Below are 19,409 nucleotides of genomic sequence, written 5' to 3'. Positions count from 1 at the left end.
GTGTGGAAAATGTCTATTGTTTTAAGGGGTTTGTGCTATTTGTAAATCCTTTATTTTAAGGTGTTTTAATGGAGTTATTAAATCTAATGTCGTAGAATTACTACAAAAAGTAGTAGAACTACTACAATTTTTCAGATTTATGTTTAAAAGTTTTTTTTACCAAGAAAGACCCTATATATTTGCTACACAATCACCGAATCACAAAATATTACTAACGATTAAAATTTACAAATCATGGCAGAAAGAAATTCGAGAGGAATCTTAAAATTCAACAACGGAGAAGGACAGAAATTATTAAAGATGAACTACAGCGTAGCTAGATCTACAGACGTATCAGGACGTGTAGCATCAGATCCTTCTAACGCATTAATCAAGGTTACAGTAGAAGCTACTGAAAAATCTGATATCCTTGAAAGCTTACTAAACGGAAAATATAAGCCTACAGTAGGAGAAATTGTATTTAACAAGTCTCACGAAGAAGGAACACTAATCACTTTGAACTGGCAGAACGGTTATGTAATTCAGCATGAAGTAGATTTCGATGCAGTTGATAGCAACAGTATGTTGATCAGCTTCGTAATCAGTGCTGAAACAATTGACTACGGTACTTCTCAGTACGCTGGACTGTGGCCTTCATCAGGTAAATAAGCCTATTCATCATCTTAGTAAAAATAAAATTGGTACAGGACAGCACTCGCAAGAGTATGCTGTTCTGTTTTTTCATATAGGGAATAAAGAAAATGCTGTCTTAGAGAAAGACCATGAGATTACCTTATATTTTTTGATTCTGTATATGCTGTACTATCAGCAGTTTATTTAATATTTAACTTAAACACAAAACGCTATGTTTCAGGATGACAAAACAATTAAAGTAGAAAGCCTAAAGAATGGCAAAGAGCAGTTGAAAAATACAGCCAATGAGAATGTTGCCAAAAAAGCAGAAGAAAAAATGAATAAGGCGGGCGAGAAAGTTAAAAAAGCAGCAAAAGTAGGACAGCAGGGTATGAGTGCTGTACAAGGTGCTAATATGTTTATGAACCAAACTATGGTTCCCAATAACCCTGATATCATTGAAAATAAAGTGTGGGCCAAGCAGCCAACATCAAAAATACATAATATTGAAGCTATTGCGGAAAGTTTTATCGCCGGTATCAACCGTGTTGTAAAATTAGATGTGGTTGTCGAAGGGAAAATCATCAAGCATTTCAAACATTTTAAATTGGTACAGAGCGCAGCCAAGCATCATGAATTTAGCCTGACATTGGCGCATGATACTTTGGGAAGTGCAGAAAACCATAATTTAGATGAGGCACAGAATTTTCTGGGGAAAAGAATTACGGTTGTCTTCAAATATAAAGATATTGACAAAGGTGCTGAACGTAACTTTGTAGGGGTGGTTACAGAAGTAGGATTCAGTCAGGAAAAAGGAAGCCTTGGAAATATTGTCCTTAAAGGGTACAGTCCTACTGTGCTTTTGGATGCCGCGCCCCATATCCAAAGTTTTGGAGGAAACCAGCCGGTCAGCCTGAACAGTATTGCAGATCATGTGATAAGGGAAGGACTGGGACAAAATAAATTTGACTTTAGAGTGGATGCCCAGCATGGAAACGTTTCCTACAGCTCCCAATATGAAGAAACCCACTATAACTACCTTGCAAGAATGGCTGAAGCCTATGGTGAGCAGTTTTACTATGATGGAGAGGTTCTTCATTTTGGAAAACTTCCACCTCAGGAAAAGCCTGTGAAATTAACCTACGGAAGCAGTGTAAATGATATTGCGATCACTATGAAAGCCCAACATGTAAGCCCAACTTTCTATGGTTACAACAGCAGCAAACATGAAAAACTGACTGCGGGAAGTTCTAAGATCAACCATACCTCAGACATTGCAAGACGTGCTTACGAAATATCAGAAAGAACCTTTACAACTCCTTCTTTAAGAGTGGCTCCAATAAAAGCTTCTTCTTTTATGGATATTGATGCATCCCAAAAAGGAACTGCAGGAAGTAAGGCTTCGGGGGTTTTTATCACCTCAGGAACAACCACTGTACCTTTCCTATATCCTGGATGTACCGCAGATATTGAAATGCGTAAGTCAGACAGTAATGAAACCTCCTACTTTACCAAACTGATGATTATGGAAGTCACTCATGAAGTAGATGCCAGAGGGTATTATGACGGAAAATTTGAAGCTATTGCAGCAGATACAGGATTTATTCCACGTCCGGAATTCGAAACGCCAAGAGCGGAAGCACAATTTGCAAAAGTAATTTCCAATACAGATCCTCAAAACCAAGGAAGAGTTCAGGTACAGTTTGACTGGCAAAGCGGACAGGATATCACAGAATTCATCCGAGTAATGTCTCCCGATGCAGGAAGTAGTGACAAAGTAAGTAAAAACCGCGGCTTCATGTCTATTCCTGAAGTAGGTGACCAGGTTATCATCAATTTCGTACATCAACATCCTGACCGTCCGTTTGTGATGGGAGGAATGTTCCATGGTGGTATTGGCGGCGGAGGCGGTACCGGAAATAATGTAATGAGTCTAAGCAGTAAGAGTGGAAATATTATCCAGTTTCACGACGGATGCGGGATTGAAATTAAAGACCGAAATGGAAACCATGTTACCTTGAGTGGTACAGGAAATATTAAGACAGAGGTGAGTAATGACAGCGCTGAGGAAATAGGGAATGACAGTACCGTGAAAATTGGAAATAATAGTACAGTGAATGTAAAATCCAAAAGCACTCATACTGTAGGGGAAAACCAAAGTGTTCTTACAATGGGAAGCGATGGCGTAATTGATTTATCTGGAAAAAAATCTGTTAAAATAAAGGTCTCAGACACTAGTTATATTGAAATTACAAGTAATAAAATTATCATCGAAAGTGATGTTATTGAAATAAAAGGGAAAAATTCATCATCAATAAACGGAAGCGGCAATGCAAAAGCGGTCTTCAACGGAAGTACTGTAATTGAAGGAAAACCTGTAGACATAAACTAGTGTAGAATGGAATTGATAAAACATAAAATTCAGAAGAAAGATACATTAGATTCTATTGCTGAGAAATATAAAATTACAATCAACGAACTTAAAGATTTTCATAATCAACATTGTGGAATTACCCAGAAAATTATTGATGTTCTTCCAGCGCATTTAGAATTTGTTTTTTTGGAAAGTAAAGTTGAAGAAAGTAAAGAAAAAGTTTCAGAAAAATTTACAGAAAGACAGTTAAAATATAGATGTGAACAGAACGTATTTACTTATATTAATAAAGTTCCGGTTTCAAATGCTACTACCAAAAGAGATTACCTCGTTGAATTAAAAATACTTGAAGAAAAACTTTTCGTAAAAGTAAAACTATTGGATAATATTTTAGAAGTTAATCCAAGCACTTATGCCGAGGCAGCCAATATAATCGCTCAGCTGGATGTAATAAAATGCAACGATGTTATCTTACAGGTAAACGAAACCGATGGAAGCATTCTTAGAATTGTTAATCATTCGGAGATTATTAAAGGCTGGGAAAAGAAAAGAGCAGAGTTTGAACAGAATAGTGTGACGTTGGATAGTCAGGCAAAAAAAGAAGTAAAGAATTTTATTAATCTTATTGATGATCAGATTTTAAATGAAGAAAATCTTATCGATGATTATAAAGGAAAAATGTTTTTCGATATTTACTTCAATAAATTTTTAGCCAACAGTCCTGATAAATTGGATTCATATCAAACTGTATTTAGATCACAGCTGTTTGAAGGACAAAAGACAGACATTTCAATCCGACAGGATGTGTTGGATCAAAATGGAGACCTGCTAACGGTACGAAAAGTAAGTGAAACTTTAAGTAAAGATACTCAGAGAGCAAAAGAATTATATGATTTAAGATATAAACCCATGATTGGGTATCAGTTTTCATCCTATGAAACCAGCTATAGAGAAAGAAGTTCATACAATGAAAAAGAGAATTATCTTGAAGAAATGGACGTTACCATAATGGAGCAGATCAAAAATAATCTGGAATTAAGAATACATTATACTGTACGAAAAATAGAATAAAATGGCAGATTCATATATCATACAGGGAACCAATGTTATTTGCAGTAATATGCAGATACCGGGACCTAATAAAATTGGGTACTCAAGATCTGGACCCAATATTGTACACAAAGGGAAAAACCAATATTATCTAACTGTTGTAGACAAGAGTTTAGAAGAATCTTTTAAGTGTAAAATGGCTGCAAAGAAATGGGGTGGGCTGGCAATGCTTTGTGTTGGTATTGCTATTGTGGGAGCTATAGCCTTAACTGTTGCAACAGGAGGAGCCGCTGCACCGTTTTTACTGGCAGCAGCAGTTGCTTCAGAAGCAGCAGTTGCAATTGCTGTCGGGGCAGCAGTTGTAAGTGTGGGAATAGGCATTTATAAAGAACATACAGATTGTAAAGCATTAAAAGAGTCTCCAGATTGGGAGGATGGCCATAGCCAAGTACTTTTTCAAAAACAAAAAGCCTTATTGAATAGTTCTTTTATGACCTGTAAACAAGGAGGAAAAGTTCAACTGATTGTAAGTGATATTGTAGCTTTGGAAGCAGGAAAACTGATAAGCTCAAATAATACCAAAGAAATTCTGATACAGTTTGGAAGTCAATTTTTAGGTGGTGTTGTAGGGGGTCTTACAGGAGGAGGATCTGTACCTGGCGTGGTTATGACAATAGGCTTTTACATGAAATTTGAAAGCGGGGAATCTAATCAGCAGCCTAACCTAGGAGATGATGTAAAAAATTCAGGAATACAGTATGGAGGAGGAATTGCAGAAGGAGCTACTAAAGGAGGCTATCAACATGGAATGTCTAAACTGGAAGCTTGGGTTTGGAAAAACGTCATGTTCTCAAGAATTTTAAACGGGGCTTCCCAAGAATCTATAGATTCAGCAGCCAATATGTGGGGAATGGCAGCCAATGCTCCTGGAGCTATTTGGAAAGACTTTGCTAAATCAGCAGGGTTAGGTTTTGGAGGAGCTATTGTAGGCTTTGCCATAGATCAGGGAGCCAATGCTTGGGAAAGAAGTTATGAACTTGATACTGCGGAACAAATAGATAAATTTGATATAAAAGATAGTGAAAATAACATAGGAGTTATTGCTACAAAAAAATAATATATGAAAGGCGCGAAATTTGGGTACATTTTAGGATTAATAATAGGAATTCCTCTTTTTGCTTACGGAGTTAATCATTTCTTTTTTAAAGGAAACAATGCAACTGACATTGAAGTTAATGTTTATCTCCAGAATAGTAAAATCGAGACCTTCACAGTAGATAAATGGATTGATGATGGATATGAGCAGTATGTGGTTGGTTTACAAAGAGGAGCTAATTCAGCTGCATTGCATTGGTTTACATTTTATGATAAAAGTACAGGGAAGTATTTTAATTTATATATGTTTAGTTATTTGGAAAACAATCAGCAAGGAAGCCAAAGGGTAAGTGATTTAAGACATATTAAAAGCAATACTACATTTACTGCCTTTATAAATCAAGACCAATTAAAAAGTCTGGTGTATGGAACAAAAGATAATCCGGTTCCTGCTTGGGGGAAAGATTTATTAGAGTATAATGGAAACGTCCATAAAAATATTGAACGAGAGGCTAAAACATTCCATATAAGCCCTGAAACCAATGCTATATTCATCCAACAGTATTTATCACGCTTTATGCCTAAAGATGAATATAAAGTTATGTTTAAAAAATAAATGAGAAGATCATCAGTTGGTTATATAATAGGATTAGTTATAGGAGTTCCGTTGTTTGCATTATGCATAAATTATTTCTTTTTCACAGGTAATGGAGCAACCAATATAGAAGTTGAAAAATATCTTATGAATAGCAAGCAAGAGACTTTTACAGTAAATAGCTGGTTGAAAAAAGGGAAGAAGCAGTATATTGTTGGATTCCAACGGGGAGCTAATTCAGCTTTTTTAAAATGGTTTACTTTTTATGATTCCAATAATCAAAAATATTTTAATTTATATGTTTTTGATTATTTAGAAGACAATCAGCAAGGCAGGCTTAGAATTGATTTCTTATATGAAATAAATAATACAACAAAATTTACAGCGTATGTTAATCAGGAACAATTAAAAAATCCGGCATACGGAACAAAGGATAATCCTGTACCTATTTGGGGGAAAGATTTATTAGAATTTAATGGAAGATTAAATGAAAGTATAGAACTTGAAGCTAAAACATTTCATGTGAGCCCTGAAACCAATGCTATATTTATTCAACAGTATCTATCACGCTTTATGCCTAAAGATGAATATAAAGCAATGTTTAAGAAGTAAATGAAAGCTTTCAATAAGTTGCATAATTAACTTAACTATAAAACACTGCTATTTGCTTTAAACCAAACACCAAATTTTGAAACTTAAAGTCAATAAATAGATGAGGTTTAAATGATCTATTTTACTATTATAAAGTAAATTTTATGATGGGATATATCTCTTAATGGTGTAATAATTAATGTTTTATTGCTATTTTTTAATTATGGCTAAAATATTTATTAATAAGGAATTATACACGTGTTTAAGTCTATTGTCGTAGAATTACGACACGAAATCGTAGAACTACTACAATTTTTCAGATTTCCTCTCAAAAGCTTTTTTTTCATTTACAACGGCTTTATCTTTGTTCTACAATTATTGAATAACAAATATTATTAACGACTAAAATTTACAATCATGGCAGAAAGAAATTCAAGAGGAATTTTAAAATTCAACGGAGGAGAAGGACAAAAATTATTAAAGATGAACTATAGCGTTTCTAGATCTACAGACGTATCAGGACGTGTAGCATCAGATCCTTCTAACGCATTAATCAAGGTTACAGTAGAAGCTACTGAAAAATCTGACATCCTTGAAAGCTTACTAAACGGAAAATATAAGCCTACAAAAGGAGAAGTTACTTTCAACAAATCTCACGAAGAAGGAACATTAATCACTTTGAACTGGGAAAATGGATATGTAATTCAGCACGAAGTAGATTTCGATGCAGTTGATAGCAACAGTATGTTGATCAGCTTCGTAATCAGTGCTGAAACAATTGACTACGGTACTTCTCAGTACGCTGGACTTTGGCCATCATCTGGTAAATAAGCCACAACACTTAAAAAAACAAATCAAGACAGTATACTCATTCATTGGGTATACTGTTTTATTTTGCAGTAAAAATATATTAAAAACTAAAAAATGCTTAAACAAATTCTACTTATTCTAGCGATAACAATATCCTCAATTTCCTTACATGCACAAAATAATCCTACCCTATATAAGGGAACAGTTAACGGAAAAATGCCGGTAACATTATTTATAGAAGCCATAGAAAATGGTTGTGGCGGAGACCCTTACTACAATGCGATGTATCGCTATGAAAAAGTAAGCAATTGGTTGCAGCTTAATGTTACAGAAGGAGCGAAGCAGCAGTTTGCAATGGTAGAAGAGAGCTTTACAGGGTTAATGATTTTAAAGAAAAACGGAGATATGATGAATGGAACATGGATAAGCCCAGATGGTAAAAAACAGATTCCTGTAGAATTGAAAAAAGTGACCATAAGTAAAAAAGAAATGGAAAGCTATCAGGACAGAATGGAAAAACTAAACTATGAAAACCATGACTGTTAATTTTATTACTAATGGCCAGAAGCTAGAGCTGGAACCCTTAATCCTATATCCTGTATTTAGAAATTTACTTCCTCGAAACGCTCCTTACAAATAGCAAATTATACTCCTATTTTCTTATATTTGTTCATTATAGATAATATGGACGCAACACAAGATAAAAGGCTGTTTCTCATCGATGCCTATGCGATGATTTTCAGAGGATATTACGCATTGATCAGGAATCCGAGATTAACCAGTAAAGGACTGGATACTTCCGCGATTTTTGGTTTTACCAACTCATTGATCGAATTGATCAGAAGAGAAAAGCCGAGCCACTTGGCTGTGGTTTTTGATGTGGGAAGAGCAAGCGTAAGAACCGATGACTTCGCAGATTACAAAGCCAATAGAAGTGAAACTCCTGAAGCCATTAAAATTGCTGTTCCATACATTCACAGGATTCTGGAAGGAATGCATATTCCTATTCTGGGCGTAGAAGGATATGAAGCAGATGACGTAATAGGTACCATTGCCTGCAAAGCAGAAAAAGAAGGATACACTACTTTTATGGTAACTCCGGATAAAGACTTTGCACAGCTGGTAACAGATAAAATCAAGATTTATAAACCTGGTTTAAAAGGTGGAGATATTGAAATTCTCGGTGTAGAAGAAGTCAAGGCAAAATATGAAATTGAAGATCCTAAGCAGGTTATAGATTATTTAGCCATGATGGGTGATGCCGTAGATAATATCCCTGGGCTGGATGGCGTAGGAGAAAAGACCGCCATGAAATTCCTGAAAGAATTCGGAAGCATTGAAAATCTACTGGCAAATACCGACACGCTGAAAGGAAAGCTTAAAGAAAAAGTAGAAGCCTCTGCTGAACGCGGAATTTTGTCCAAAAAACTAGCAACCATCATCTGTGATGTTCCCGTAGAATTCCATCAGGAACAATACGACCTTGAAACTCCGGATTTTGAAAAAGTAAAGGAAGTTTTTGAAGAAATTGAATTCAGAAGATTATATGAAAACCTTTACCGAGCTTTTGCTTCTGCACCTGTAGAAACTGTGGTAGAAACTGAAGTAGAAGTAAAGCAGACGCCAACAAGCGCTGAGGTAAAAGGACAGGCAATGCAGCTTGATCTTTTTGCCAACTTTGAAGAACTAGATCAGGCTACTACCACAAAGTCCTCCATTGAACACAATGATCATCTTTATCAGTTCATAGATAATCCAAAGGCTCAGAGAAAACTGGTAGAAAACCTATTGAAACAGAAATCTGTTTGTTTTGATACAGAAACAACATCGTTAAATGAGCTGGAAGCAGAACTGGTGGGAATGAGCTTTTCCTACAAAAAAGGACTGGCATATTATATTCCACTATCTGAAGACAGAAATGAAGTTCTGCAGACTTTGGAAATTTTCAGGCCATTTTTTGAAAAAGAAGACCTGCTGAAAATTGCCCACAACTTAAAATTCGATTATAAAATATTAAAGCAGTACAACATCACTGTTAAAGGTGCCATGTTCGATACCATGATTGCCCACTACCTGTTGAATCCGGACGGAAGACACGGTATGGATTATCTATCAGAAGTATACCTGAATTACAAACCTGTTTCCATTGAAACCATCATCGGAAAGAAAGGTAAAAAACAAGGGAACTTTAGAGATGCTGATCTGAGAACCCAGACAGATTATGCTGCGGAAGATGCAGACGTAACATTCCAATTGTACGAGTTATTTGCTCCACAATTGAAAAAAGAAAATCTGGAAGAACTTTTCTACAACATAGAAATGCCTCTGATGGAAGTACTGGCCAAAATGGAACTGACTGGGATTTCTCTGGATGAAAAATGGCTGGCTCAGGAAAGTATTGATCTTGAAAATGATCTGAAACAATTAGAAACTACGATTTTTGAACTTTCAGAAGAAGAATTCAACATGAATTCGCCAAAACAATTGGGTGAAATTTTGTTTGAAAAGATGCAGCTTGATCCAAAGGCAAAGAAAACAAAGACCGGACAGCACGCTACCTCAGAAGATGTACTTCAAAAATTGGCCTCAAAACATGAGATTATCAAGCATATCCTGGAATACAGAACCTACCAAAAGCTAAAATCAACCTATGTAGATGCTTTACCGTCACAGATTGATAAGCAAGATAACAGGGTGCACACCAACTTCTCACAGACTACAGCTGCTACAGGCCGTTTGGCTAGTGTGAATCCTAATTTGCAGAATATTCCGATCAGAACCTTGAGAGGACAGCAGATTCGTGGAGCTTTTGTTTCAGGAGATGGAAAGAAGATTATTTCTGCCGATTATTCACAGATTGAGCTTCGCCTTATCGCTGAAATTTCAGGAGAAGATAATATGATCAAGGCTTTCCAGGATGGTGAAGATATTCACGCTTCTACGGCAGCTAAACTATTTAAAATTCCTTTGGAAGAGGTTTCTAAAACTCAGAGAAGCCAAGCTAAAACAGTAAACTTTGGTATTATCTACGGTCAGGGTGCTTTTGCATTGGCAGAACAAACCGGATTGTCTCGTACTGAAGCCAAGCAGATGATTGAAGCTTATTTTGAAACCTATCCGAAATTGAAAGAATACATGGCAGAACAGGTTAATAAAGCCCGTCAGATAGGATATGTAGAAACAATTTTAGGAAGAAAACGTCACTTAAAAGATATTAACTCCAACAATTTTGTTGTAAGAGGGCACGCAGAAAGAAATGCGGTAAACGCTCCGGTTCAGGGAAGTGCTGCGGATGTTGTAAAACTGGCAATGATTAAAATCGATAGAGAACTGGATGAACAGCAATTAAAAACAAAAATGCTGCTTCAGGTACATGACGAATTGGTATTTGAATCCCCGATTGATGAAATTGAGTCTGCTTCAAAACTGATCAAAACTGAAATGGAAAATGCCTTAAAAACACAGGTTCCATTGTTGGTAGAGATTGGGGTAGGAGATAACTGGCTGGAAGCTCATTAATGAAAATATACTTTCAAATTTATCTTTGAACAATAAACGAAAACTTCCGCTAACGAGCGGAAGTTTTTTTTGAATATAATAGATTTATATTTCTCATGTATACCGAAACTGGATTAGAAAAATAGAAGTTAGTTACTAATGCATATTTACCTTAGTTGTATGAGGTGATAATTTGACTTTGATCGAAATAAAAACAAGATGCATCATAATTATGCCAGCAAGCTTGGTAGTGAGGGCCATCTCCATAATTTGAAGTATTTACATTATTAGGCTTCCCTCTCATATACACAAGCATTTCATATTCCATTCCAATCCAGATCTGATTTTTAGAAATGCTAATGCAATCTTTTCTTGACCATTCAGGGTGCTTTTTATGAATTTTTCCTGCTTTTGATTTTAAGAACTTTTCTTCTTCAATTTTTTCCTGCTTAATTATACTATCAATTTTTTGCTTATTTTTAATACTATCTTCCTTGGATAATTGCTGAGTTGCCTCAGTTGTAAAATTAGAACTGTCTTTCGTTCCAGAGCAATTTTTTACTAGAAATACGATAAATAAAATGCAAAAGAATAAGAATACAATGATTCCACACCCATTATTATTTTTTTTATGTGGATTAGAAGAGATCGGAGTGGGTGGTTGTTTTGGGGAATTATCTTTTTCTTTGATAGAATAGCCACATTGTGGACAAAAAACATCAGTATTATTGATTTGATTTTGACATCGTGGACATTTAATTAATGACATAATTATAATTTTTTGATGTACAAAAATATTTTGAACAATCGAAAATTATTTACGGTTAACCGTACTATGACATTAAATATTATCGAAATATAACGTAATGGAATTTAAGAATAGTAAGTAAAATACCTTGCTTTAAGAGGATTATTATAGCAAGGTATTCAAATTTATATTTCTAAGTATAGATCATTAAACATCAAATTCAATTTCACCTACATAATACAATTTGTTTTCTTCCCCGTCTACAGAAACAGGGTTAGGAATAACAAACCTACTGGCAAAAACGATTGTATTTACAGGGGTATCTAATCCCATTTTATTAAGTTTTTCCTCAAGGATTGGAAGCCATTGATCTGCATAAGAATATTCTGAAAACTTTTCGTAAAGTCCTAATCTTTCATCTTCAAATCCATATTCTATAAAATCATCATCAAACCACTTGATCCCTTGGGATTTTGCAAATTTTGAAACGTACTGATCATCATTTTCCTCTTCCAAGTAATAATTTTCATCCTCTTCTACAAAGTCATAAAAGTCCTCTTCATTTTTAAAATATCCCAGCCAGAAGTGAGAAGTTTCTTTGTCCATAATTTATTTTTGTTAATTTCTGAATTCTTTATTTGTTGTTAAAAAAGCAAGTTCAATACCTGCTTTTTTTATTTGAAATGTAATATTACAAAAGTTTTTTCTTGAAATCAATTTTTTCATAACAGTATAAAGTCAGAGAATCAAAAATAGTTCCGTAAATTTTTTTATTGTAATTTTATTCTTAGGTTAAAATATTTAAAAATGGAATTTCTTCAGGACCATTATGTAGTCCAAAACGAGCTGCTTCTTATTTTTATTTCCGTGATTCTGGGATTGCTGATTGGTGCTGAACGGGAATACCGCAACAAATCAGCGGGACTTCGTACATTTATTTTAGTATGTTTTGGTTCCTGTCTGTTTACCATACTTTCCATAAAAATAGGAGTAGCTAATCCTGATCGATTAGCAGCCAATATTATCACAGGGATAGGCTTTTTGGGAGCAGGAGTAATATTTAAAGGAGAAAATAAAATTGAAGGAATTACGACAGCAACTACCATTTGGGCAACTGCTTCAATAGGAATGGCTGTAGGTTCAGGATATGTCTATTTCTCACTTTTAGGAACAGCCTTGGTTTTGATGGTTCTGAGTGCACTAACTTATCTTCAAAGCTTCATTGATAACTATAATAAAGTAAGAGAATATAGAATTGGAGTAACAGATTCAATAGGTCTCAAGCACTGTGAAACTATTTTCAAAGAGCATCATTTAAAATATTTGATGATAAAGCAACAGTATACACAAGGGAATTTAACCGTTACCTGGAGACTTACCGGAAAAAATAGCTATCATGAAGAAGTTATCAAATGCCTGATAGAAGACCCTAAAATAATAGCTTATCAATTTTAATATAAAGCAAAAAAATAAAGGCCTAAGCCTTTATTTTTATTTTTTCTTGAATACATACAGATCTTTGTTAGGACCGTCAATTTCCTTACCGTCCATATCCAGCTGGATAAGTATGTTTTCGCCAACCTTATATTTATAGTTTGCTGTTTTTCCTTTTAAAGTAATAACACTTCCCGTAGCATCCCAGGTGAAAGATCCTTTATCCTGATTTTTCGAATTCCTTTCTAAGTATTCCTCAGTAATGCTAAATGTTTTATCATCATTCAACGTTAATGAAGTCTTGATTCCCGGACAATCTGCACAAGGAACTACTGCTTCATAGGTTCCGTTCCAGTCAAGAGAATTTTCAGAAGTGTCACCAGCAGCTGTTGGAGTTGCCTTTGTTATACTGTCTGTAGCGACTGTCTGAACAGCTGTTGCAGAATCTGTGGAAGTCCCTGAGGTTTCAACTGTTTCCTTTTTAGAACAAGAAGCAAGAAACAAAGCTGCTCCAATTCCCAAAATAAACATTTTGTTTTTCATCATAATAAATAATTGATTTGAAAATTAAACTGACTAGCAGTAAACAAAAACTGAGCCAAGGAAATGAGGAGAAAAATGAGTGGAGTATAAAGTAAATATAGATACGGAATAGCTATTTAATCCCTTGTAGATAGGATTTAAAGATTAAAATTAGCATTGTGAAAAATAGGTATTGATTATTACTCTGAAAGAGCAGTATCTAATTCAAAACTTCTAATCTCTTACTTCTGGATTAATTAATTGATTGCACATTCTATATCATACAAAATACTCATATCAACTTTTACGGTGGTTTTATGGGGGCTATTCCTATTTTTCTTCGTAAATTCGGGCAAAATTTTGATTATGACAAAAAAGATACTTTTATCCGTATTTCTTTTGCCGGCTGCAATGGCATTTGCACAACAATATGGAGGAATGTGGATTCCTACAGAGCTGAATGAAAAGGAAATGAAGGATCTGGGAATGAAAATCTCTGCTAAAGATATTTTCAATCCTCAGAAGCCAAGCATTAAGGATGCTGTAGTGCAGTTTAACGGTGGATGTACCGCGGAAATTATTTCTCCTAAAGGATTGTTGTTGACCAATCACCACTGTGGTTATGGTCAGATTCAGGCGCATTCTACCGTTCAGAACGATCTTCTTTCAAACGGATTCTGGGCTAAAAACACCAATGGTGAACTTCCTAATCCGGGAGTGAAAGTAGACTTTATTGTAGATATAAAAGAAGTTACAGATCAGGTATTGGAAGGAACAGATAACCTTACAGAGCCTGAGCTTACCAAAAGAATCAATAACAATATTGAGGTTTATAAAAACTCTCAGAAAATTGAATCTTATCAATCCATCATGGTAAAACCTATGTACTATGGAAACAAGTACTACGCTTATACCATCGAAACATATAAGGATATCCGTCTTGTAGGGGCACCGCCTCAGAGTATAGGGAAATTCGGAAGTGATACAGATAACTGGGTTTGGCCTAGACATACAGGAGACTTCTCTATGTTCAGAATCTATGCAGACAAAAACAATAAGCCTGCAGAATATTCTAAGGACAATGTACCTTACGTTCCAAAGCATTATTTACCGGTTTCAATCAAAGATAAAAACGAAAACGATTTTACATTTGTATTCGGTTTCCCAGGAAAAACTACAGAATATCTTCCTGCAGTAGCGGTAGAAAAGATCATGAAAGATATTGATCCTGCAAGAATTGCTGTACGTGATGTAGCTTTAAAGACTTTGGATGAAAAAATGCGTGTAGATAACGAAACACGTATTAAGTACGCTTCAAAGTATGCGTCTGTTGCCAATTACTGGAAAAAATGGATCGGTGAAGTAGAAGGGTTGAAAAAATCCAATGCAGTTGAGAAAAAGGTAATGTATGAAGGTTCTTTAGTTTCTAAAAATCCTGAGATCAAGACTACTTTGGATCAATTGAACAGACTTTACAATGATCAGGCTCCTTATGCATTAAATAATGCTTACTATACAGAAGTAGTAAAAAATGCAGAAACATTAAAGCTGGCAGGAGATTATTATGATTTTGTAGCTTCTGTAGAAGCTGGCAGAATGGATGAGAAAGAACTTACCAAGTTAAAAACAAAGCTAACGTCTTTCTATAAGGATTACAGTGCAGAACTTGATGCAAGAGTAACCGCAAAATTATTGGCTTTATATACCAACAAAACTGCACCACAGTTTTTACCAACAGGTTTCAACAAATATAAGGACGAAAATGCAAATATTCCTGTAGTAGAAGATATGTCTAAAAACTCCATCATTACAGGAAGAACTGCTGTAAATGGAGGGACATTAACTACAGATATTGATAAGGCATTTTCTAATCAGGATAAACTGATAAAAACATTAAAGAAAGATCCTATTTATCAATTGTATGTTTCCATGAAAGAAACGTACATGAAGACCGCTGATCCACAATATTCTTCACTTCAGGCAAAAATTGATGCTATGCAGAAGAAGTTCATGGCTCAGCAGATGGAAACTGATAAAGACAGAAAATTCTTCCCGGATGCCAACTCAACCCTTCGTGTAACGTATGGTAAAGTAAAAGGATCGGCTCCAAGAGATGCTGTTTCTTACGGTTATCAGACTCACCTGGCTGGAGTAATGGAAAAATATATTCCTGGAGATTATGAATTTGATGTTCCTAAGAAACTGATTGAACTTTACAATAAAAAGGATTTCGGAATGTATAAAGATAAAACAGGTGACGTTCCTGTTGGGTTTACTGCAACAAACCATACTACGGGAGGAAACTCAGGAAGTCCGGCTCTTGATGCCAATGGAAATCTGGTAGGACTGAACTTCGACAGACAATGGGAGGGAACGATGAGTGATATTAACTACGATCCTCGTTTCAGCAGAAACATTATGGTAGACACAAAATACATTCTTTTCGTTATTGAAAAATTCGCCGATTCAAAATGGCTTGTTGATGAAATGAAAGTCATCAAATAAATAATTATAAAAACCTATTTAATCAAAAATTAAATAGGTTTTTTATTTTATGGAGGCTTTGTAACGTTTTAAGTTTAAAGGAAGATTTAAGATTTCATATATAGGTTAATTCTTATTCCTATCAAAATGTAGAAAAGAATGCCAAAGAGATTGTGAAAAATTCTTTGGCTAAATACCAATAAAAAATCCCGGGTTATTCTGGGATCTTTTTGTTTTTATTGAGTGTAGTTTTCTAATGTCCAAAAATATCTTCTAGCTTGAGTTCAGTAAATGTCCCCATCTTTCCAACAGCTTCCATATTCAGGTTTTCCTTTTTACCAATAATGGCTGTATTGAAATGCACAGGTTTGATTTCTGTTTCATAAAACTGCTTGATATCTTCAAATGTCAGACTTTGGATTTCTTCATAAATATCTTTTCTGAAATCATGATAAATACCCAGTTTCTTTAGATTTAAAGTATTGAAGAAGATATTATTTCTGATAACTCTGGTTGATGCAATTTGTTTCAGCGCTGCATTCTTTGCATTTTCAAACTGAATGGGTACTTCAGGAAGTTCATTCATCAGTTCATTCATGGTATCCACAGCAATCATGAGCTTATCCGGCTGCGTTCCTATATAAGTTGTAATGTAATCAGGATGCTTTAGCTCAGCATTGGCAGAGTAGGAGACATAGGCAGAATAAGCAAGGCTCTTACTTTCGCGGATTTCCTGAAAAACAATTGAAGATAATCCTCTTCCAAAATACTCATTGAAAACATTGATCTTTCCAAAATGAGACGGGTTAACCAGATTTCCTTTTCCAATCTTACTCATTTCCATCTGAACCATGTCATAGTCTGTAAAATAAACATTACCACCTGTAGCAGGTTCCGGGTATTTTCTGGCTTCCGGCATCTGAAGACTTGCTGTCTCAATATATTGACCAATATACCCTTTGAATCTTTCAAAGTTCTTTCCATAAAAGAAAACTTGGTAAGGATACTTGAAAAGCTGCTTCATTCGGTCTGTGAATACTTCAGCTTTACTGCTTTCAAGCTCTTCCTTGGAAATGACATCCGTAAATCGCGAAGTACTTCCCAATTTGGTGTAATTGATAAGTGCAGTCATAATACGGTTCTTATCTTTCTTCATGGCCTGACGGTTTTCCAAAACAGTTCCTACAAATTGTTGATAGATCTCCTGGTTAGGCTGTACATTATACATCCAGTTCTGTAAAAGCGAAATTCCTTTTTCTATATTTTCTTCCAATCCACTCAGAGAGATGAGTAACTGGTTACTGGTTGTTTTAAAATTATTGCTTACCCCGATTTTGAAAAATTCCTTTTTTAAATCCTCAGGAGAAAGATCATGGGTTCCTAAATATTGAAGCAATTGTGTAGAAATTCCCAGTTCTCTATCATTATCACTTCCAAAAGGAAAAATAAAATGTACCTGAGCAAGATCATTATATTTATTTCTTACAAAGCTTAATTTCTTATCCTTGATTTCATCAGTGGTAATCTCTTTTTGATAGTTGATGAATTCAGGTTGAATATCTTCCGTTTTTTCAGATAATATTTCTTTTAAAAACTCAGATTGCGTATCGCGATTAATTTTGATAGGAGTAATGCCTGGGTTCTCAACTCTGATTAATCTTTCGTTAACACCTTTCTCCTTGTTAACAACCACATAATTTTCCTTGAAAAAATCATTGGCAAAATTGACAATATCTTCTTTTGTGAAGCTTGCATACTCGTCCATTTCACTCAGCTCTTGTTCCCAGCTTCTTCCTTTTATATAGGTGTCATAAAGAGTAGTGGCAAGACCTTCCGATGTTTCAAGACCTTTCATTCTTTGAAGCTTAAAGTCATTAATGATAGCCGGAAGCATCCAGTCTGGGAAATCACCTTTCTTTACAAGTTCAATCTCCTCTAAAACCATTTCAGTAGCTTCTTCCAGAGTTTGAGTTTCCTTAGGAACGGCAACAATGGAAAAATAGCCATATTGTTTTAATCCCACAGAGAAAGCCTGTGCCCAAAGCATTTTTTGTGTCTGGTTGATATGAAGATCCAATAATCCTGCCTCACCTCTGTTGCTCAAAATATTGGCAAAAATATCAGCAAGCATTGCTTCCCTGGTTCCATAGCTGTCAGTTCTCCAGGCCAATTGAACCCTTGGGGTAGTCGGGCTTTTTACTGTCTTTTTAATAATCTTGGTAATCGGTTCTTCAATAATGGGTGTTTTTGTTGGTAATTCTTTATAAGGAAGAGTACCGAAAGATTGATCAATTAATTGGATGGTTTCCTCAAAATCAAGATCCCCAACCAAAACCATTGCATAATTATTAGGAACATAATATTCATCAAAATACTTATGGATAGCTTTCATGGACGGATTTTTCAAATGCTCCGGATTACCCAGTGTAGTTTGCTGCCCATTAGGATGAGTTGGGAAAAGAGCTGCCATGAGTTCATAGTTGACAAGTCTCGTATCATTATCCTGCGCTCTGTTGAATTCCTCATATACAGACTCCAATTCAGTATGGAAAAGACGAAGTACAATCTCAGAAAATCTGTCTTTCTCTACTTTAAGCCATTTTTCCAGTTCATTATTGGGGATGTTATTCTTATAAACAGTTTCATCAAACCACGTGTGTGCATTAGTTCCACTGGCTCCAAGTGATGAAATAGCCTTGTCATACTCATTAGCAATTGCATATTGGCTGGCTTCCTGAGAAACTTCATCAATCTTTTTATAAATTTCCTTTTTCTTTTCAGAATCTTGCTCAGCTTTATGTTCTTCAAATAGAATAGAGATTTGGTCAAGAAGTTCTTTCTCTTTCTCCCAGTTTTGAGTACCTAATTTAGAGGTGCCTTTGAACATCATGTGTTCAAGATAATGAGCTAGTCCGGTATTATCTGCAGGATCATTATTACTTCCTGTTCGCACCGGAATAAAAGTCTGTATCCTTGGTGCATCGAAATTTTGGGCAAGGAAAACCTTTAGACCATTTTTTAATGCATAGATTCTTACCTTATTTTCATCGTGAGTTACTGTAGTATATTCGTATTGATTGTTATCCGTATGAATCGTTTCTTTGTATCTTCTGTCTATCATATATAAGCTCATTTCATTCCTTGTAGAATAAGAATGTGATACAAATGTAAGCAATCAAAAAAAATGTTCCCCGTTTTTTATCACTATTACATCTATTATTATAGTTGAAAGCCTGAATCACAAACCAAGAACACTGTATTTATGATTAGAAGTAGGGAATAATCGCCCTCCTTATATACTATATAGATATATCTTCCATTCCCGATCCTTTATATAATGACTGCAAACATCCCCATTTATCCTCCCCATCCCCATTTCTTCCTCCACGGTTCTGTTCTCCCAAACATTTGTTTAAAATTTTTCTCTCTGCGTTCCAGTGTCTTAAGGTAAAATATGAACTGGATATGAATTTTATGTTAAATAAGTTTGCGAGTTGTGGTATAAGTTTCTATCTTTGCCCCACTGAAAACGAGAGTACATTCAGTAGCGCAGAAAGCCTTTAGATAGGCGTAAACATAATAGACTACGAAAGAAC

Annotated in this window: 15 protein-coding genes; 11 read left to right on the top strand and 4 right to left on the bottom strand. The window is 35.2% G+C overall.

What is annotated here, in order from left to right:
- Window positions 1–234 precede the first annotated feature (234 nt).
- The 9 genes from tssD (C1638_RS15880) (at window position 235) to polA (ending at window position 10,646) form a co-directional block, all read left to right on the top strand.
- Window positions 235–648, top strand: a complete 414-nt coding sequence (tssD, locus tag C1638_RS15880; RefSeq protein WP_106917148.1) for a type VI secretion system tube protein TssD — start codon at window positions 235–237, stop codon at window positions 646–648.
- A 196-nt stretch (window positions 649–844) separates the two neighbouring features.
- Complete coding sequence (locus tag C1638_RS15875; protein WP_109622575.1) at window positions 845–3,004, top strand: type VI secretion system Vgr family protein; 2,160 nt, start codon at window positions 845–847, stop codon at window positions 3,002–3,004.
- Between the two features lie 6 nt (window positions 3,005–3,010).
- Entirely contained in the window at window positions 3,011–4,057 is a 1,047-nt protein-coding gene (locus tag C1638_RS15870; RefSeq protein WP_109622573.1) for a LysM peptidoglycan-binding domain-containing protein, read from the top strand.
- A gap of 1 nt (window position 4,058) precedes the next feature.
- A complete protein-coding gene (locus C1638_RS15865; RefSeq protein WP_109622571.1) occupies window positions 4,059–5,153 on the top strand; it encodes a PAAR-like protein in 1,095 nt (364 codons plus the stop codon).
- A gap of 3 nt (window positions 5,154–5,156) precedes the next feature.
- Window positions 5,157–5,747: a DUF8188 family protein gene (locus tag C1638_RS15860; RefSeq protein ID WP_109622569.1), complete on the top strand. Its 591-nt coding sequence runs from the start codon at window positions 5,157–5,159 to the stop codon at window positions 5,745–5,747.
- Window positions 5,748–6,338 (top strand): DUF8188 family protein, encoded by a 591-nt coding sequence (locus tag C1638_RS15855; protein WP_109622567.1) that lies wholly within the window; start codon window positions 5,748–5,750, stop codon window positions 6,336–6,338. It begins immediately after the preceding gene.
- Between the two features lie 396 nt (window positions 6,339–6,734).
- Window positions 6,735–7,148: a type VI secretion system tube protein TssD gene (gene tssD, locus C1638_RS15850; RefSeq protein ID WP_109622565.1), complete on the top strand. Its 414-nt coding sequence runs from the start codon at window positions 6,735–6,737 to the stop codon at window positions 7,146–7,148.
- Between the two features lie 93 nt (window positions 7,149–7,241).
- Window positions 7,242–7,673, top strand: coding sequence for a hypothetical protein (locus C1638_RS15845; protein ID WP_109622563.1), 432 nt, complete (start codon window positions 7,242–7,244; stop codon window positions 7,671–7,673).
- A 138-nt stretch (window positions 7,674–7,811) separates the two neighbouring features.
- Entirely contained in the window at window positions 7,812–10,646 is a 2,835-nt protein-coding gene (gene polA, locus C1638_RS15840) for a DNA polymerase I (RefSeq protein WP_109622561.1), read from the top strand.
- Between the two features lie 151 nt (window positions 10,647–10,797).
- Here polA and C1638_RS15835 read toward each other — a convergent pair whose 3' ends face one another.
- Together C1638_RS15835 and C1638_RS15830 are read right to left on the bottom strand one after the other, a co-directional pair.
- Window positions 10,798–11,394 carry a zinc-ribbon domain-containing protein gene (locus tag C1638_RS15835; protein WP_109622560.1) on the bottom strand — a complete coding sequence of 199 codons (597 nt, stop codon included), beginning with the start codon at window positions 11,392–11,394 and terminating at the stop codon, window positions 10,798–10,800.
- 186 nt (window positions 11,395–11,580) lie between these two features.
- On the bottom strand, window positions 11,581–11,979 hold the full coding sequence (locus C1638_RS15830; RefSeq protein WP_109622558.1) for an immunity 22 family protein: 399 nt from the start codon (window positions 11,977–11,979) through the stop codon (window positions 11,581–11,583).
- A 201-nt stretch (window positions 11,980–12,180) separates the two neighbouring features.
- Here C1638_RS15830 and C1638_RS15825 point away from each other — a divergent pair, with 201 nt between their 5' ends.
- Window positions 12,181–12,828, top strand: a complete 648-nt coding sequence (locus tag C1638_RS15825; protein ID WP_109622556.1) for an MgtC/SapB family protein — start codon at window positions 12,181–12,183, stop codon at window positions 12,826–12,828.
- Between the two features lie 36 nt (window positions 12,829–12,864).
- Here C1638_RS15825 and C1638_RS15820 read toward each other — a convergent pair whose 3' ends face one another.
- Window positions 12,865–13,353 carry a copper resistance protein NlpE gene (locus tag C1638_RS15820; RefSeq protein ID WP_228428185.1) on the bottom strand — a complete coding sequence of 163 codons (489 nt, stop codon included), beginning with the start codon at window positions 13,351–13,353 and terminating at the stop codon, window positions 12,865–12,867.
- A gap of 342 nt (window positions 13,354–13,695) precedes the next feature.
- Between C1638_RS15820 and C1638_RS15815 the strand changes: the two genes are divergently transcribed.
- Window positions 13,696–15,834 (top strand): S46 family peptidase, encoded by a 2,139-nt coding sequence (locus tag C1638_RS15815; protein WP_109622551.1) that lies wholly within the window; start codon window positions 13,696–13,698, stop codon window positions 15,832–15,834.
- A gap of 232 nt (window positions 15,835–16,066) precedes the next feature.
- On the opposite strand, the gene C1638_RS15810 is transcribed toward C1638_RS15815, so the two are convergent.
- Entirely contained in the window at window positions 16,067–18,934 is a 2,868-nt protein-coding gene (locus C1638_RS15810; RefSeq protein ID WP_109623240.1) for a M16 family metallopeptidase, read from the bottom strand.
- Between the last annotated feature and the right edge of the window lie 475 nt (window positions 18,935–19,409).

The sequence above is a fragment of the Chryseobacterium oncorhynchi genome (genome assembly GCF_002899895.1).
Taxonomy (GTDB): domain Bacteria; phylum Bacteroidota; class Bacteroidia; order Flavobacteriales; family Weeksellaceae; genus Chryseobacterium; species Chryseobacterium oncorhynchi.
This window is presented reverse-complemented; position numbering and strand designations above follow the sequence as displayed.

Bases quoted from the DNA above. Each gene is read 5' to 3' on its own strand.
- tssD (WP_106917148.1), top strand. From the start codon at position 235: ATGGCAGAAAGAAATTCGAGAGGAATCTTAAAATTCAACAACGGAGAA.
- C1638_RS15875 (WP_109622575.1), top strand. From the start codon at position 845: ATGTTTCAGGATGACAAAACAATTAAAGTAGAAAGCCTAAAGAATGGC.
- C1638_RS15870 (WP_109622573.1), top strand. From the start codon at position 3,011: ATGGAATTGATAAAACATAAAATTCAGAAGAAAGATACATTAGATTCT.
- C1638_RS15865 (WP_109622571.1), top strand. From the start codon at position 4,059: ATGGCAGATTCATATATCATACAGGGAACCAATGTTATTTGCAGTAAT.
- C1638_RS15860 (WP_109622569.1), top strand. From the start codon at position 5,157: ATGAAAGGCGCGAAATTTGGGTACATTTTAGGATTAATAATAGGAATT.
- C1638_RS15855 (WP_109622567.1), top strand. From the start codon at position 5,748: ATGAGAAGATCATCAGTTGGTTATATAATAGGATTAGTTATAGGAGTT.
- tssD (WP_109622565.1), top strand. From the start codon at position 6,735: ATGGCAGAAAGAAATTCAAGAGGAATTTTAAAATTCAACGGAGGAGAA.
- C1638_RS15845 (WP_109622563.1), top strand. From the start codon at position 7,242: ATGCTTAAACAAATTCTACTTATTCTAGCGATAACAATATCCTCAATT.
- polA (WP_109622561.1), top strand. From the start codon at position 7,812: ATGGACGCAACACAAGATAAAAGGCTGTTTCTCATCGATGCCTATGCG.
- C1638_RS15835 (WP_109622560.1), bottom strand. From the start codon at position 11,394: ATGTCATTAATTAAATGTCCACGATGTCAAAATCAAATCAATAATACT.
- C1638_RS15830 (WP_109622558.1), bottom strand. From the start codon at position 11,979: ATGGACAAAGAAACTTCTCACTTCTGGCTGGGATATTTTAAAAATGAA.
- C1638_RS15825 (WP_109622556.1), top strand. From the start codon at position 12,181: ATGGAATTTCTTCAGGACCATTATGTAGTCCAAAACGAGCTGCTTCTT.
- C1638_RS15820 (WP_228428185.1), bottom strand. From the start codon at position 13,353: ATGATGAAAAACAAAATGTTTATTTTGGGAATTGGAGCAGCTTTGTTT.
- C1638_RS15815 (WP_109622551.1), top strand. From the start codon at position 13,696: ATGACAAAAAAGATACTTTTATCCGTATTTCTTTTGCCGGCTGCAATG.
- C1638_RS15810 (WP_109623240.1), bottom strand. From the start codon at position 18,934: ATGATAGACAGAAGATACAAAGAAACGATTCATACGGATAACAATCAA.